Origin of the sequence: Parabacteroides sp. ASF519, from assembly GCF_000364265.2 — a bacterium.
Taxonomy (GTDB): Bacteria; Bacteroidota; Bacteroidia; order Bacteroidales; family Tannerellaceae; genus Parabacteroides; species Parabacteroides goldsteinii.
Genome location: NZ_AQFV02000006.1, coordinates 2,606,577 through 2,623,833, shown reverse-complemented (window position 1 = coordinate 2,623,833; position 17,257 = coordinate 2,606,577). Strand labels below are relative to the sequence as shown.

Genomic DNA, 17,257 nt, shown 5'->3' with positions numbered 1-17,257 from the left:
ATGAAACTGATCCACTATACATTCCGCAACCTGTCGATTCCGTTATTGATTATCCTGACCGCCTGGGCCTGCTGTTTCTATTTCGTCATCATGCATGAGATAGACGACGAGACCAACGACAGCCTGGAGAATTATAAGGAGATCATTATCAAGAGTGTCCTTGCCGACAGCACATTACTGCGTGACCATGTCGACATCATGACCAAATATTATATCCGTGAAGTCCCGGAGGCGGAAGCGGAACTGGATAAAGACGAGTTCTTCGACTCCACCACCTATATCGAAATCGAAATGGAATACGAACCGGTCCGTGTATTACGTACCTGGTTCATGACTTCCGACCGGAAATATTACGAGTTGACCATCGAAACTTCAACCCTCGAGAAAGAAGATATGGCCGAAGCAATCTTCTGGAGTATCATTATATTATATGTCAGCCTGCTCTGTTGTATCCTGCTGGTATCGCACTTTGTATTCAAATCCAGCTTCCGCCCTCTTTATACGCTCGTTAAATGGCTGAAAGAATACCGCCCCGGAAAACAACCGGCTCCATTGGTAAACGAAACCCAAGTGGAAGAATTCAAAATCCTGAATACGGCCATACAAACAGCCATGGAACGGAATACAGCCATGTATAACCAACAAAAACAGTTCGTCGAGAATGCTTCCCACGAACTGCAAACACCGTTAGCTATCTGCATGAACAAACTGGAACTTCTTAGCGAGGACCCTGATTGCACGGAAGAACAGCTTTCCGAAATAGCCGGAATCAATCATACGCTCCGTGGGATTATAAAGACGAACAAATCCTTGTTACTCCTTTCACGTATCGACAACAAACAGTTCCCCGACACCTCCGGGATAGAGTTCAACAAGCTGATCGACAGACTCCTGCCGGATTTTAAAGAGATGTATGAATACAAAAATATACAGGTATCCTATACGGAAACCGGTTTATTAACATATACGATGAACGAATCGCTGGCAGCCACCCTGGTCAGCAATTTATTAAAGAATGCGTTTATACATAATATAGAAAACGGAACAATCGCCATTACAGTAACCAGCCGTACATTAACTGTTGCCAACAGTTGTGATAGCCCGAAACTGAATGAAGCTACTTTGTTCAACCGTTTTGAAAAACAGACACATAAGAAAGATTCAACCGGACTGGGATTAGCGATCGTTAAATCGATTGTTTCCATTTACGGGATAAATATAAAATATGAATATAATGGGCTGCATCAGTTCATTTTAACATTCAAATAATCATTTTTCCCAAATCTTTCCCAAATGTCACCTTTTCTTTGCAGTATAAATTAAAAGAAGAAAGTCATGAAAAAGTTCGGATTAATTCTGGTCAGCCTGTTATTATCGACAATGGCCATTTTCGCAGACAACGAGAAGATTACAAGAGACAAATCGGTATTGCCTTCTGTATGCCGCAACTTCCTGTCAGACCATTTCGGACAGACAGATATCTCGCATATAAAAATAGAAAGCAATCTGTTAGGAACAAAAGGATATGACGTGATCCTTACCAACGGAATTAATGTGGAATTTGACAAGTCCGGCGAATGGAAAGAGATCGAAGCGCGCCATGCCTCCATCCCTTTAGAAATCCTGCCTGCCAGAATAGCTGATTATATAAGGAAGAATTTTGCCGATAGCAAGGTAATCTCTGTGGACAAAGACACACGCGAATATGAAGTCAAGTTAAACAATGACCTTGAACTCAAATTCGACCGTAACGGTAACTTTAAGAAATTCGATTAACAAAACAACAAAAAGAAAATAAGTATGAAAGTAAAACTATCTATCTTAGCATTAGCATTGTGCGGTCTGTTTACATTTACAAGTTGTGATGATGATGACAACAACTATCTGCCCGACCAAACCGTCACTAAAGCATTCGATGAAAAATACCCGGGTGTCGGTAAAGTAGAATGGGAAACAAAAAGTGGTTATGAGGTAGCCGATTTCCATCTGAGCGGAAATAAAGCCGAAGCCTGGTTCGACAATAAAGGCAACTGGGTAATGACAAAGACGGAAATCAATTTCGGTCTGCTTCCCGAACCGGTACGCTTAAACCTGAACGGCGGCGAATACAAAAACTGGAAACCCACTGACTTTGATAAGCTCGAACGCTCCAACGCCGCCACAGTCTATGTCATAGAAGTGGAACAAGGAGAACAGGAAGTCGACCTGTATTATACTGAAGATGGTGTTCTCTTAAAAGCAGTTCCCGATGATGATAACGACAACAATTTCCAACCTGTTGTTATCCCGCAAGCAATCAGCGATGCCATCAACGAGATGTATCCGGGTGCCACTATGCTGGAATTCGATCAAGAAAAAAATGGTTTTGAAGTGGATATCCTCCATAATAATATCTACAAGGATGTTTATTTCAACACTGAAAACCAATGGATTTCTACAGAATGGGACATTACAAAAGATCAGGTTCCGGCAATCGTCATGAATGCTTTACAGGCTTCCGAATACAAGAATTATACAATTGATGATATTGATCTTATTGAAAAACCGGAAGGTACTTTCTATGTATTCGATCTGGAACAAGGAGATAATGATGTTAAAGTAACATTCGATTCCGAAGGCAATATTAAGAGTACCCAAAAAGATTAACTCTGTAAAAACGAACTTTGCATAGAGCGAATTTGTTTCTTACGAGAATAAACTACACGAATACGATGGCTGGACCTCCATTGTATTCGTGTTTTCTTTTATAAACAATTAAAATTAAACGTCATGAAAGAAAAACTATCTGTTTTAGCCATTCTCGTATGCTGCATTTCGCTGCTTGCCGGTTGTAATAACCATCAAAAGAAAGTAAACCAGACTGTCGAAGTCCCTCAGGTTTTCCGGAACTTTATCTCGACCAAATATCCGCAGGCAACCATCCTGAAACTCGATAAAGAAAAGAGCGACACGGAAATCGATATAAAAGATAAAGGCATCCATAAAGAAGTATCATTCAATGAAAAGAACGAATGGATCAGCACTCAATGGGATACCCGTCTTGAAGATGTCCCGGTCGTTGTGACGGACGAACTTGCCAGTTCCGCCTATAACCAATACAAAGTACTGGAAGTAGATGCAATCGAAAAACCAGCCGGTATGTTTTACGTATTTGAACTGAAACAGGATAATAATAAGGTAAAACTTACATTCGATTCGGAAGGACAGCTCATAGAATAAAAAGGGGAGTACTAAAAGACCAGGCAGATAACCACAGATATATATTATCATAAATAAACTATCTGCGGTACCTGCCCGATCAATATCATTTGTATATCATAGTGAGACCTTTAATGTTCTTGAAAACGTTTCTCTAACTCTTGTTGCCGGACATCATCCCAATAGTAACAATCCAACTCAAAAAAAGTAGATGTATACGGGATTGTCAGATTACTTTTCAAAATAATGACATTAAAGACACTGCTTATGCTATCCAGCCGGGCTATCAACTCCTCATGAGATACATACTGTAAATACCCCCCGAATAAGCTAGCAACCTCCTGCCGGAGTTCTGTGATCCCCGAAGCATCCGTATCCTTCATAAACAGCAGTTCCCGATCCTGATAGACATTCGCTTTAATATGCGGTGCCCGATCGATTTCAGCCGTAACAAAAGATAAGACTTCCAGGTAATCGTCTCCTGTACAGATCGTCTTAATGCCTTCCTGACTTTGCAGGGGATAAGCCATATCCGTCACAACGATCCAGTTACGATGTCCCAATAAAGAAATTTCATTATGCAGTTCCTCTTTCCAGGAGAGTTTTTCAGAAGCGCAGCTTACCCCTAGAAAACAAAGAACAATTACTAACCAACCGTATTTATAACTATTTTGTATCATAACCTGGCAGATTAATTGTCCTTAAACAAAATACAATCCAAACCGAAATGATACCCGGATGATTTCTCATTCTTACCAGCAACCTCAACCCTCAGTTCAAAAGTATTATTCATCGGTTGTTGAAGTCCCAGGTCTAATTCTCTGCATTCTATTTTATTACTGTAAGCATCCCAGCTTTCCGCGATTAGCTTTTCATTGATATAGATATTCAATTTAGCGGAAACAGGTGAAGTTGTCAGGTAAAGAAGAACTTTTTTAGGATGATACTGCTCTCCGAAACGGAAAGAAACATAATCCTTCACCTTAACAGCCTCAACCGACAACTGTTTAGCCATGCTCCATTTCGAATCAGACTTTTCATTATCCATAGCCTGTACCTTCCGGATCAGTCCGTCAGAAGCAAGCAGCGGATATATATCTTCCAATTCAATAGCATTCTTTATACGGAAATTGTTTGTCTGCGTAATCTTTTCCAGATCCTCTATCTGAGGAACCGGACCAGAGGCCGCTTCAACCATTGGAGGCCTGTTATGTTCGGCCTCCATGCTCCCATACCAGAATGATGTCAAAGCGTATTGCAGGATCGCATCCGGCCCGGACGAAAAATTGAACGCTTCCATATCGAGCTTAAACCGTTGATTGAACGGTATCGCATCCAGCGAACGACTTCTTGTACAGATATTATATCCACGAGTATGGGGGTTCTCTCCGGTAAACCCACGCGTCTCTCCTCCTACCCGGATGTTTGCCAGGAAAGGCGTTGAGAACTCGTCTTCACGAGTAGGGTGAACACCTCCGGCCCAACCATAATAATCTTCCGTGCCCGTCCCGAAATGGGAAGGGAAACGCCTGTCAAAATCGTCATCCACATAAATCTTTTCATCCCCTTCTCCCCACCACCAGGGTAACGGGTTCAGAACAACAAAATTATCTCCCACATGAATGCCTTCTCCTTTTACTTCGACAAAAGTCATATCACGGACCGGATTGGCCATATAAGGTTCATCAGTCCACCAATTAGCATGGAAATAATAAGTATCGTCTGTCCATTTCCAGGGAGAAACCACTATCTCGGACTCCAGTTTTACCGAAAATGTGGAAAGATTATGAATGCGTATCTCCCCGCTTTTCCTGTAAGGCATAATCCATCGGCAGACCATTGTCCCATCGGGATGAACCTCCCGTACCCATGTCTTATAAGGATCTACCGCATTGACATTCCCGAAGAAGTCTCCTAACGGACACCAAACGGTTGATTTATCATCAAAAACTATTTCAAGGACGGTCGAACGTAAAGCCTGCGGAACATTTTCGGCAGACAACTTAAACGTCATATGACGAATGGCAGAAGTACCTTTGGGCAAAGGAATAGCCTCTGTCTGCCGGCTGCTGACCGACTTGGAAAAAGAAACTTTCTTCCCTTTAGTAAAGGGTGTGGGGTCCGTCAACTCTTTCCCGGTCTGCGTCAAAACAGCCTGATAACGTTCCATAAATTCCGGTTGAAATGTTTCGACCTTTACTTCCGGAGAATAAGCCCTATAGTTTATAATATAGAAAAATGAATCTCCTTCAACGGATACTTTACAACTTTTGCCGAATGAAATCGGTAAATATAAATCTCCTGCCCGACAAGTATAAACGGCAAAAGGAGGCGGAGCAAAAGATTCACCCGTCAACAGCCGGATCATATTCGTCCGTATGGATGGCTCTTCCTCTCCATCCAGATAAATCAAGATATCCGGTCCCTCCCTGTTATCGAAATCCTTATAGAAAAAAGGAGTCCATATCCGGGTCAACACCCCCGGTCCGTCACACTCCATCAGGACAGACTCCTGTTTCCCGTTATTTGTTTCTTTACGCAAGTCAAAACCCTGATCGCCGTTAGCAAACCATCCTACCGGATCATCCGGCGTTACAGCTGCACGATTGTAACTGCTACTTTGTAACGCCTTATACGGAAATTCCGGTTTCCTAGTCATGACAGTACGGTCTGTCATTTCCTGCAACAACGATTTGAAAGTGACATCGTATTGTTGGGCATCACTGTTTTGCAGACAACAAAACAGACTAATAATAATAAGCCCTGTAAACAAGCTGTTCTTTCCCGTTCTCATATATGATAATTATTTTATTATTCCCTTTCGGGTTATTATGACCAACCTGGATTTTGTTCCAGATTCGGATTCAGCAATATCTGCCTGGTAGGAAGAGGAAGCAAATAATGTTTCTCTTCAAACTTGCGCTTATTGGTTGGTTCGATGATAATACTGCCCGTCTCATCCTGCGGAAAATCAATGTTACTCCATCTTGAATCGGTAGCATATTGAGTATCGCGCCATAAAACACCTTTCAAAGCCATCGGCATTTCTGTCTCCGCATTTTTCCAACGGCGTAAATCGTCGAAACGGAATCCTTCAAGAAAAAGTTCAATCGTTCTTTCCCGCCTGATTTCCGTCCGCATATCCAAACCGTTTGCTGAGACGAATGTATTTGTTAAAGCCGGAAGCCCTGCCCTTTCTCTTAATTTATTAATAGTCAGATCCAATTGCTGATCTGTTATACTTCCGTTTTTCTCAAATAAAGCCTCAGCATGTATCAACAGGACTTCCGCCAGGCGGATAACCGGCCAGTCCACTCCGAACGGCGAAGCGACTTCCACCCTGAACTTGACCGCATAATATCCTGTCCGGGTCGTATTACCAAAATTGATATCATAAATATTGCCTCCTGCAAAAGGATCGTTCCAGTTACGGTTATATTCAGGAGGATTATTCGCCCAAAAGCGGGTGAACGGTTTTTGCAGAACATTTGTCATACGAAGATCCCTGTTTTCATATTCGCTCTCGACGGTTTCACGCCCTGCAAACAATGGAGATTTGTCTATTGGCAAACCATCCGTACACAAAAACAGATCAGCAAACTTACGGGTGACACTCGGATATTTATGTGCGCTACTGGTTCCTGCTGGTCTGATATCCGCATCGAAACGATTTGTCAGTATATACTCCTGCTGGTCAGCTTTCGTCAGCCCTGCAACATTTGATTTACCTTTATCCAACAAAAAGAAATAGCGGTAACTCTCCTCTCCTAAAACATCCCTGCGATCGAAAATCACATACTGGTTTCCGTTTATCACTTCTCCGGTCGCAGCAATTGCCAGGTCCAACAGTTCATCGCCATTTTGCCCTCTGAATTTACGCCAGGTTCCCTCAAATAAGGCAATACGTCCTTTAAAAGAAAGTGCAGCTTCGCGACTTACACGTCCTTTCTTTCCCTCCGCTATGTCTTTTTCTTTCGGCAGTAATGATATTGCTTTGTCCAGGTCTTTCAGGATATGGTCTACAACTTCTTCCCGACTGTTTCTCGGTCCGTAAAGTAATTCCGTATCATCCAGGTCGAGTACTTTATCTATGATAGGAACGCCGCCATAGTATCTCAGCAACTCAAAATAAGCAAACGCCCTGAAAAAATGTGCCTCACCGACATATTCACTGATCTGTTCCGCCAGATCAGGAACCAATATGGCCTTTTCAAGCAAGTAGGTAGTATTCCTTATATTTATATAGGGACTTTTCCACTGGTCACTATTCGGTTCCGGCGAATAACTGCCGTTACTGATCGTATTTTCACTCCAATCGACCAAAATATCCGAACGCACATCCAGGCCTGCGCCGGAACTGGGCAGAGAGAAATAAAACTGATTGGCAAACAATTCGAATTGCCCGGCACTTTGAAAAAACGTAGGCTCAGAATATTTATCCTGCGGAAACAAACTCAAATCCTTCTCACAAGAGCAAAGCAATATACCTGCCAACAAAAAACATATTGAATATACTATATTATTTTTCATAATCTTGCATGTATTTAAAGTGTAACATTTATCCCAAATGAATAGCCTCTGGGGAAAGGAGTAATACGCGGGTTAAAGGGTTTCTCCGGATCATAAATTCCCGGGATAGAATAAGCCTCCCAAATATCCGTTCCGCTGAAATATACCCTAAGTTTTTCTATTTTCGCTTTACCGATCAGGCTTTTCGGGAAAGTATATCCCAATTGCAGGTTCTTCAGGCGAATATATCGGTTATTATAGAATTTATAAGGAGCATTAGACGCTACATAATCGTGATTTTTAACAGCATCATTCTGTGACAGACGCGGATAAACCGCATTAGTATTACCTGATGTCCAGTATTTTCCATAGAAATATTCCTGTGGCGGCCATGAGTCATATTCAATCGGTTTATTCGATTCCAGCACTTGCCATTTCAAAACTCCCTGGAAGAACATACTCAAATCTATATTTTTCCAGTTCACTCCCAGATTGATACCAAACAAATAATGCTGCCCGTTATCTCCCAAATGAATCATATCACCAGAATCGGTCGTCGGTTTCCCGTCCTCTCCTAACTTATAAACCTGGGGAAGCAATTTTCCGTCACCATCCAGATCTTTATAACGAACATCTCCCAGTGATAGATTATTCGGAATACCGGAAGTCATTTTCGCATTATAGTCAGCCAGTTCCTGTTCTGTCTGAATAAAACCGTCAAAGTCATATCCGAAATAAGAACCGATAGGATATCCTTCCACAAAAGAGTTATATCCGGAATTTGGTATCGTCGAATCAGCCAACTTCAAGACTTTACTGGTGTTATTGCTCAGATTCATATTCGCAGAATACCCCCAGTCACCTATCTGATCACGCCAGCCAATTGAAAGTTCCCATCCTTTGGAACGGACATAAGCTCCGTTAATACTGGGAGCCGTTACTCCCAAAACCTGGGGAAACTCCTGTGTAAAAAACATATTCGGATTGTTTTTGATATACAGGTCCAAAGATGCGTTCAGACGTGAATCCAGCAGAGATACATCCAAGCCCAAATTCTTTGTGTCGATCTTTTCCCATGAACGGGTTTTACTGGCCATCCCCGATAAAGTAGCCTGCTGAGTCAGCGACGGAGACAAAGAGTTTCCCATTGGATATTGCCCGTTGATATTGATCTGGGCGATATAATCGTACAATCCGATACTGGCTTCATTCCCCATCTGTCCCCAGGAAGCACGCAATTTCAGGAAATTTACAATATGATTGATCGATTGCATAAAGGACTCATTCGATATCGTCCAGGCACCGGAAACGCCAAAGAAAGGTGACCATCTATGCCCTTCGGCAAAGCGGGAAGAGCCATCGTAACGGAAGGTTCCTTCCAGTAAATATTTATTGTCGAACGAATATCCCAACCGGGCAAAAACAGAATTTAATGCACGGTCAGATTTAGTCTCGCCATTATATTGCTCATCACTGCTTCCTACGCCGAAGGTCGGTAGTTCCGGACTGATCAGCCCCAAACGTCGATAAGCGTTGAATGTACGATGGTCCTCTTCTTCATGTGAATAACCGGCCATCAGGTCAAAGCGGTTTTTCTCTAATAAAGTATACTGATAATTAGCATAAATATTGGCTACCGTATAACGGGAACGGCCATATGAAGAGCCGGCTGAATTACGTCCGTTAGTCGAATTATATGAATATTTATTATTTTCGTCATACATATCGAACCCCAGTTCCGCCCATTCATTTTCATTAATATCAAAACTGGTGGAATATTCACCCGTTATCGATAAGTTTTGAATCGGTGTCAACACAAATCCCAGCAATGCTTTCACCCTATAATTCAAATCCGTTGTATTCCCTCCATCCCGGGCATAGCCGATCGGATTCTGATGGGAACCGAAATTATATAAATTGCCTGCCGAATTAAACGGCATAAATACCGGCCATATCAACCCTTGCCAAAATTCTATCTGGTCATATTTATAAGGTTCCGTAACTTTTTGCCTTTCAAAGTCGAATATCGTTTTTATCTTTAAAAAGTTTGTAACATCATAGTCGTTCTTCAGTTTGACAAAAAAGCGCTTATTTGAATTGTCGGCATAATTCAGCATGGCGTCCTGACTGACATATCCGACTGAATTGTAATAATTCAACCGCTGTGTCTTACCGGAAACCGAAAGATTATAATTTTGCATCGGTGCAGGACTAAACATTATATCCGGCCAGTTATAATCGCCAAATACAAAATTCGCACTATTATCAAAAGGCCACTGACAGGAATATTGCCCGTTGTTCTGTTTGATAATATCCATCGTCAATTGGTTATCCGCTATATATTTCGCGATATGGCTATACATATTCGTATTTTGTCCATCATTCACAAAACCCTCATTCATCATCTCCACCAACTGCAATACATTCGTACTCTTTTTCATCAAAGAGGGTTGTTGAATTGTAAACGTACCTGTAAAATTAATGGTCGGTTTGTCTGTCTGTCCTCTTTTAGTTGTAACCAGAATAACCCCACCTGCCGCACGGGCACCATAAATAGCGGCTTGCGCATCTTTCAGGACACTGATATTTTCGATGTCATCCGGATTTATATTATCCAACGCATATGTATTGTTGTCTTTCTGAGCGATCCCGTCAATAACAACCAATACTCCCGGATCACTTTTGGAGGTTGTCCCACGGATAGAGATACTACTATTTGTTCCGCGAATTTTTCCCTGATTTGAACGCGTTATCTGTACGCCCGGAGCAATGCCCTGCAACAAATCTGTTGTCCTTGCCACGGGCCTGTCTTCCAAAACCTCTTTATCAATCATTGAAACCGAACCGGTAAGTGTCGACTTTTTCCTCGTTCCATAACCAATCACCACCAGCTCATCAAGGGCCAGAGTTTCCTCTTGCATTTGTATATTCAGGACATTCTTGTTACCTATAGTAATTTCAACCGGGACATATCCTATATAACTGATTAATAACCGGTCCTGTTCCGAGACTGTTAAACTGAACTTTCCATCGACATCGGTTACTACTCCTGTTGTGGAACCTTTTATTACAATATTGGCCCCGATGATTGGTTCTCCTTCCTGATCCACGACCTTTCCGGTGACATTTTTCCGACTCTGTTGTGGAATATTATAAACGGAACGTTTGGATAAAATAATATAGTCATTTTCAAACTCATACTTTATCTCATTATTTTCAAAAGCCTCAACCAGATATTCAGACACTTTCGCCTGGCTATTTTTCAACCGGACAACCTGTTCCGTATCTATTTCCGTATCACTGAACACAACCAGGTAGTTCGTTTGTTTCTCTATCGCACGGATCAGCTCTCCTACAGTCAGTTGTGTGTTGGGTAATTTCACTGTAACATTTTGTGCATCACTCTTGACAGCCATCAGCTGGAATACAAATGCAAATAAAAAGATCAAGGCTATTTTCATAATACGAAGTATATTATTTCTTTTTTTTAAACACACCGGAGGTGTTAACAAAGGATTTCTTTTCATATCTTTGTTTCATTAAAGTAAATACTAATTTCAAAGTCACATTGGATTTGCTTTATACTGGTCGGTGGATGTTGGTCGCATCCGCCGATTTTTATAGCAATGATTTTTTCTTCAGTTTTTCATCATAGGCATTTCTTTTAAAGTTAAACAATCAAATTTACGGTAAATCCATACTACCGGTATAAGGTTACGATATTACGTTCATCATTCTCGCTCATTTTGAAATGATGTATTTTCTGAATGATACGCAAAATCTCCACGACTCCATCCCGCTGACGAAATTTCCCGGTATAACGGTAAGAAAGGATTTCCGGACTCTTTACTACGATTTTCACGTCATAATATAATTCCAGTTTCTTCAGGATCGACTCTAAACGTTCCGATTTGAAATTATAAATGCCATCTTTCCACAATAAGTCATCTTCATTCTTCATTTGAATGGTCTGAAAAGATTGCCGGTCATAAACCAATTGCTGATTAGGTTTCAGTACAACCCCATTCGCCTCGTCTTCCGGATGATACACTTTAACGGAACCCTCTATCAAGCTCGTACTGATCAGTCCGGCATCCGGATAGCAAAACACATTGAACTGTGTACCCAATGCCCTAATATCTAAAGTTCCAGTAGAAACGATAAACGGTGATTTTTCATTCTTGGCGACATCAAAAAAACCTTCTCCTTTCAGATATACTTTTCTCTCTTCCCCAAAAATCGACGGATATGTCAACACCGATCCGGCATTCAACCAGACAAATGTGCCATCGGGCAATTTAATACGTGCCCGTTGTCCGGCCGGCACAAAAAACTCCTGTTGAGCAGCGACATAATCATCCGGTTTATCCACATAACTGACAGCAGTTATCCAGACAGAGACAATCAGTATAGCCGCTGCGGCAGCATATCCCAAACTCCGGATAAGATATTTTCTCCGTACCATCCGGCGTTGCCTCTTCATGAACTGTTGCAGGCTCTGCTGGCCGGCTTCTTTATCGGCACCTTGAGGGGCCAGACCTGTAAGCGTGTACACATTTTGAAATTCTACAATCTGTTTCCTCAACTCCTCATCACGCACAACCTCCAATAACAGCTTCACCCGCTCCGGCTTCTTCAATTCACCCTGAAAATATTTATCGATACGTTCGTCCATTTTATAATATATTCCTATCGTATTTATAAAGTAGACAAACTAAAAGAAAAAATCCACTATACATTTTTCAAAAAAAAGAGAGTCCTTAAAAGAAAAAAACGAAGAGGCCCGCTTTACAGTCATCTTCGTTTTTCTTTATTTTTAAATTCCAAGCAATAAAATCAAAAGCGGTATATAATCTTTCAATTCCTCTCTCAATTTTTTATAAGCTACAGCCATTTGATTTTCCACCGTATTGACCGATATATTAAGCAGCTTTGCTATATCTTTCTGTTTTATCCCCTCAAATTTATTCATAATGAAAATCTCCCGGCACCGCTCCGGTAAAGATTGCAGAGCTTTCTCCAAGCGGGATTCTATCTCGTTATCAGAGGCAAATTCAAGATCGAAAGCCTCCAGAGAATTAAATTTCATCCGTAAGGTCAGGCTGTATTCATCCTGCATCCATTGACTGGTTTCCTGCTCCAATATCTTACGGTGAATATGATTGATACATCTGTTTTTAGTTGCCGTAAACAGATAGGCAACCATATTCACGGGTATTTCCAGAACTTCCCGTTTTTCATATAAGTCCGTAAAAATATCTTGTACTATGTTCTCTGCATCAGCATCCGACAGTACATATTCACGGGCAAAAAACTTCAAACGAGAATACCACGTTATATACAATTGCTCAAAATCCATAAGAAAATGTTCTCCCTTTCAGACATATAATTAAGCAAATGTAACATTTTAATTAATATTTCAATGATGATCACCTATTATTAAAGACAAGATACTATTCTTCAAGATGAATCTGTTATCCATAAATATCCTATTTAAAATGATATTTCTCCCAGGTATACACTTTTGGAGCTTCTTTTATAAAGGGAGTTACTATCTTACGGTCTTCCTGGCTCAGATACTGAGGAGTTGTGTATGTTGCCGTTAATGTCAGATTTTCAGGACTCAAACTGTACTGTATCAAATCCATATCCAACCGGGAAGCTGCATCCAGAAAAGCCGTACTGTTTTTATCTGCATCTTCTTTAATAAACCAATCCGCCTCTACGGGAGTGAACAGGTCGGAAGCAGCCAAAGGTTCCCATTCCGTTGTAAAAAACTCAATCCGGCTGTCAGGAACCGGACCATTTACCGTTTTCACCAGACAGATCACATTCGTATTATTTACCAATGGAAGTAATTTCATTTCTATAGTACTTCTGTCGGTAACCTGTAACAACAGATAATCGGAAGTAAGATTCTTCAATGTAGAAAAGCCATTCATCGTATTCTTCAAACGGGCCTCTTTACCCGATTTGTACAGATCGACCAAGTCCTTACGCCAGGCATCTTCCAGTTGCGGAATATTCTTATCCGGCATTGAAACAAATAATGCATCTATTTCCTGGGCTTTCACACCCCATGCAAAAACACAAATCAATATAGAAAAAATAAGTCGTTTCATATTCTATTGTCTATTTCGTCCCCAAATATAGGAATATCATTCCTAACAACACAAGGAATAAGTCCACAGCCTTGCTCTTTAAGTTTTTTTCATGGAAGAAGATCGCCCCGGCTACAAAAGTAACCAGCACATTGCTACGGCGTACCATGGATACGATCGAGATCATTGAATCCGGGAAAGTCAAGGCATAAAAGTAAATCCAGTCGGCAATGATCAGGAATACGGAGATAAATACGATATTCCAGTGCCACACAAAAGGCGTACTCTTCTTACGCTGCGGATACCATAGCAACAACAGGATCGGCAACATGATCAGACACTGATAAACATTGAACCAGACCTGCACCGTCATCACATCCATACTCCCCATCAGATGCTTATCGTACAAGCCGCTCATCGCACCGGTTATTATGGAAATAATCGTGAAGAATATCCATTTGTTATGGGTAAAGTTTATCCCTTCTTTCTTTCCCGAAGAGGAAAGCATATAAAATGAAGCGATGGAAAGCAAAACCCCGATCCACTGATACAAATTCAGACGTTCCCCAAAAATAACCATCGCTCCGACCAAAGTAAGAACAGGCTGTGTGGCCTTGATCGGTCCCGTGATGGTAAGCGGCAGATGCTTCAATGCAAAATAACCGGAGATCCAGGAAGACAACACGATCACCGCTTTGATAAATACAGCCACATGCGCCTCAAAAGAGACACGGGGAACATAAAACATAGTATCGTCCAGCACATTCGTACAGAACGATAAAAATATAAACGGAACGAAGATAAGGCTGCTTATCAACGTATTCAGAAACAATACCGGAATTACGGCATTCCCGTTCAGGGAAATCTTTTTATTTACTTCATAACATCCCAACAGGAATGCTGAGGCAAATGCTAGCGCTAACCACATGATGATTAAATATTAAAAATATTTTCAGGATATGTTACATCCACAAGAAAAAGTGCATGCCCCGGAACAGAAGTTCCGGCCTTGCATCTGTCTTTGGCCTCTATTACTTTACGAAAACCCTCTATCGTCAACTTTCCGCGTCCCACCTCCAATAAGGTACCGACGATCGCCCTCACCATGTTACGCAGGAAACGGTCCGCCTGAACTGTAAATACCCAAACATCGCCTTCCTGTTCCCATCCCGCTTTATAAATACGGCAGTTATTCGTCTTTACATCCGTATGCAATTTGCTGAAACTGGTGAAGTCGATATAATCAAACAAAACCTTACATGCCTCATTCATCGCTTCAAAGTCCAGCTGACCGCTCATTCTGTAAACCAGATCATAATTGAACGGATCTTTCCGGGTAGTTATATAATATTTATAGGTACGGGAAGTGGCGTCAAAACGGGCATGCGCTTCCGGCCTGACCGGTACGATCCGGTAAACGGCAATATCTTTCGGAAGTAAACGGTTCAGCTTCTCCGCCAGGAAAGACAGGTCGGCAACCGGTTCGCCCCAATCAAAATGAGCAACCATCAGCCGGGCATGGACACCTGCATCCGTACGTCCTGCACCGACAACCGGAACCGGCTGGCGCAGCAGTGTAGCCAAGGCCTCTTCCAGACATTGTTGTACAGTCATACCATTGGGTTGTACCTGCCAACCACTGAAATTCTTACCGTTATAACCTAAATAAATAAAGTATCGATTCACGTGCGGGATATTCTTCTTAATAATTCGCTGCAAAGGTAACAGAAATCTCGCCAGGAGATTGCCCATGCACCCAAAAAAGTGTACTTTTGCGCTCTCAAATCTTCACAATAAAATTATTTGACATGTTTGCAACACTGCTTCAGTCTTCCTATTTTGCTCTTTTCCTGATCGTTGCATTAGGATTCATTTTGGGCAGAATACAGATTAAAGGTCTTTCTCTTGACGTTTCAGCCGTCATTTTCATTGCACTTTTGTTCGGTCATTTCGGAGTGATCATACCTAAGGAACTGGGTAACTTCGGTTTAGTGTTATTCATCTTTACCATCGGTATACAGGCCGGTCCGGGATTTTTCGATTCTTTCCGGTCGAAAGGGAAAACACTGATTATCCTCACCTTGTTAATCGTTGGTTCCGCCTGCTTGACAGGTTTGATATTCAAATATGCTTTAGGAATCGATACACCAAGCATAGTCGGACTGATAGCCGGGGCACTGACCAGTACACCGGGTTTGGCGGTTGCAATCGACACGACCCAGTCTTCCTCCGCTTCCATCGCCTATGGTATTGCTTATCCGTTCGGTGTGATCGGTGTGATCCTGTTTGTCAAGTTGTTACCCAAAATACTTCGTATAGACCTGAATGCAGAAGCACAGGCCCTGGAAGCAAAAAGAAAAGGTAAATATCCCCCATTGCATACAGCTGCTTTCCGTATTATTAACAGTAATATTTGTGGCAAGACACTGGCACAACTACAATTGCGTAGTATGACAGGAGCTGTCGTCTCCCGTATCAAGCATAACGAAAAAACATCTATTCCCACAGCACAAAGTGTTCTGGAAGAAGGAGATTTGATCAAAGCCGTCGGTAATGACAAATCACTGGAACAACTGGAAATATTGGTAGGCGAACGCATCAAAGGGGATCTCCCTTTCAACAGCACACAAGAACTTCAGTCTATGCTTATTACTAATAAAAACGTAATAAATAAGACGTTAGGATATTTAAACCTGCAAGGAACATTCAACTGCACGGTAACCCGCGTCCGTCGAAGCGGTATCGACCTTCCTCCCGAACCGGATCTGACACTAAAATTTGGTGACAAACTGATGATCGCCGGAGAAAAAGAGGACTTAAAAGAACTTGGACAAATTCTCGGTAACGATGAGAAAAAACTTTCAGATACCGACTTTTTCCCGATTGCCGCCGGTATCGTACTGGGCGTACTATTCGGGAAACTGAATCTGTCGTTCTCCGATTCATTCTCGTTCTCTCCGGGACTGACCGGAGGTATCCTGATGGTGGCGCTTGTTTTAAGCGCAATCGGAAAAACGGGCCCGATCGTATGGTCCATGTCAGGTTCAGCCAACCAGTTACTGCGTCAGTTAGGGTTGTTGTTATTCCTGGCGGAAGTCGGGACATCAGCCGGCGTTAACCTGGTATCCACTTTTCAGGAAAGCGGATGGACGCTGTTCGGTGTCGGCATGGCAATCACGATGGTCCCGATGCTTATCGCTTTAGGATTCGGTTACTGGGTCTTTAAAATCAATATCCTTGACCTGATCGGAACCATCGCCGGAGGTATGACCAGCACACCCGGACTTGCCGCAGCCGACTCTATGACAGACAGTTCCGCACCGAGCATTGCATATGCGACTGTTTATCCGATTGCCATGGTTTTCCTGATCCTGTTTATCCAGCTGATCGCAAACCTGATTGTCTGATAAAAAAGGCACAATAAAAAAAATGCGCTTGTCAGCTTGATT

General features: G+C 42.0%; 14 protein-coding genes. 5 read left to right on the top strand and 9 right to left on the bottom strand.

Features of this window, described 5'->3' with window-relative positions:
• The 4 genes from C825_RS10145 to C825_RS10130 all read left to right on the top strand — a co-directional run bounded on the left by C825_RS10145 (window position 1) and on the right by C825_RS10130 (window position 3,219).
• A complete protein-coding gene (locus C825_RS10145; RefSeq protein WP_010802398.1) occupies window positions 1-1,269 on the top strand; it encodes a sensor histidine kinase in 1,269 nt (422 codons plus the stop codon).
• Between the two features lie 66 nt (window positions 1,270-1,335).
• Entirely contained in the window at window positions 1,336-1,776 is a 441-nt protein-coding gene (locus C825_RS10140) for a PepSY-like domain-containing protein (RefSeq protein ID WP_007659072.1), read from the top strand.
• Between the two features lie 24 nt (window positions 1,777-1,800).
• Entirely contained in the window at window positions 1,801-2,646 is an 846-nt protein-coding gene (locus C825_RS10135; RefSeq protein ID WP_010802397.1) for a PepSY-like domain-containing protein, read from the top strand.
• 123 nt (window positions 2,647-2,769) lie between these two features.
• Window positions 2,770-3,219, top strand: coding sequence for a PepSY-like domain-containing protein (locus C825_RS10130; RefSeq protein ID WP_010802396.1), 450 nt, complete (start codon window positions 2,770-2,772; stop codon window positions 3,217-3,219).
• Window positions 3,220-3,329: 110 nt separating this feature from the next.
• Here the strand turns inward: C825_RS10130 and C825_RS10125 are convergent, their stop codons facing one another.
• From C825_RS10125 to truA, 9 genes are all read right to left on the bottom strand, one after another.
• The gene (locus C825_RS10125) at window positions 3,330-3,878 is read right to left on the bottom strand and encodes a hypothetical protein (RefSeq protein ID WP_010802395.1); all 549 of its coding nucleotides are present in this window, start codon (window positions 3,876-3,878) and stop codon (window positions 3,330-3,332) included.
• A gap of 11 nt (window positions 3,879-3,889) precedes the next feature.
• Entirely contained in the window at window positions 3,890-5,992 is a 2,103-nt protein-coding gene (locus C825_RS10120) for a glycoside hydrolase family 172 protein (protein ID WP_010802394.1), read from the bottom strand.
• A gap of 35 nt (window positions 5,993-6,027) precedes the next feature.
• Window positions 6,028-7,728: a RagB/SusD family nutrient uptake outer membrane protein gene (locus tag C825_RS10115; RefSeq protein ID WP_010802393.1), complete on the bottom strand. Its 1,701-nt coding sequence runs from the start codon at window positions 7,726-7,728 to the stop codon at window positions 6,028-6,030.
• 14 nt (window positions 7,729-7,742) lie between these two features.
• Window positions 7,743-11,168 carry a SusC/RagA family TonB-linked outer membrane protein gene (locus C825_RS10110; RefSeq protein ID WP_157310090.1) on the bottom strand — a complete coding sequence of 1,142 codons (3,426 nt, stop codon included), beginning with the start codon at window positions 11,166-11,168 and terminating at the stop codon, window positions 7,743-7,745.
• A gap of 239 nt (window positions 11,169-11,407) precedes the next feature.
• Window positions 11,408-12,382 (bottom strand): FecR family protein, encoded by a 975-nt coding sequence (locus C825_RS10105; RefSeq protein WP_010802391.1) that lies wholly within the window; start codon window positions 12,380-12,382, stop codon window positions 11,408-11,410.
• 141 nt (window positions 12,383-12,523) lie between these two features.
• Complete coding sequence (locus tag C825_RS10100) at window positions 12,524-13,066, bottom strand: RNA polymerase sigma-70 factor (protein ID WP_010802390.1); 543 nt, start codon at window positions 13,064-13,066, stop codon at window positions 12,524-12,526.
• Window positions 13,067-13,196: 130 nt separating this feature from the next.
• Window positions 13,197-13,829: a DUF3256 family protein gene (locus C825_RS10095; RefSeq protein ID WP_010802389.1), complete on the bottom strand. Its 633-nt coding sequence runs from the start codon at window positions 13,827-13,829 to the stop codon at window positions 13,197-13,199.
• A 10-nt stretch (window positions 13,830-13,839) separates the two neighbouring features.
• Window positions 13,840-14,736: a DMT family transporter gene (locus C825_RS10090; RefSeq protein ID WP_010802388.1), complete on the bottom strand. Its 897-nt coding sequence runs from the start codon at window positions 14,734-14,736 to the stop codon at window positions 13,840-13,842.
• Between the two features lie 5 nt (window positions 14,737-14,741).
• Window positions 14,742-15,494 (bottom strand): tRNA pseudouridine(38-40) synthase TruA, encoded by a 753-nt coding sequence (gene truA / locus C825_RS10085; protein ID WP_044214853.1) that lies wholly within the window; start codon window positions 15,492-15,494, stop codon window positions 14,742-14,744.
• A gap of 122 nt (window positions 15,495-15,616) precedes the next feature.
• Between truA and C825_RS10080 the strand changes: the two genes are divergently transcribed.
• Window positions 15,617-17,215, top strand: coding sequence for an aspartate:alanine exchanger family transporter (locus C825_RS10080; RefSeq protein WP_007659085.1), 1,599 nt, complete (start codon window positions 15,617-15,619; stop codon window positions 17,213-17,215).
• Window positions 17,216-17,257 lie beyond the last annotated feature (42 nt).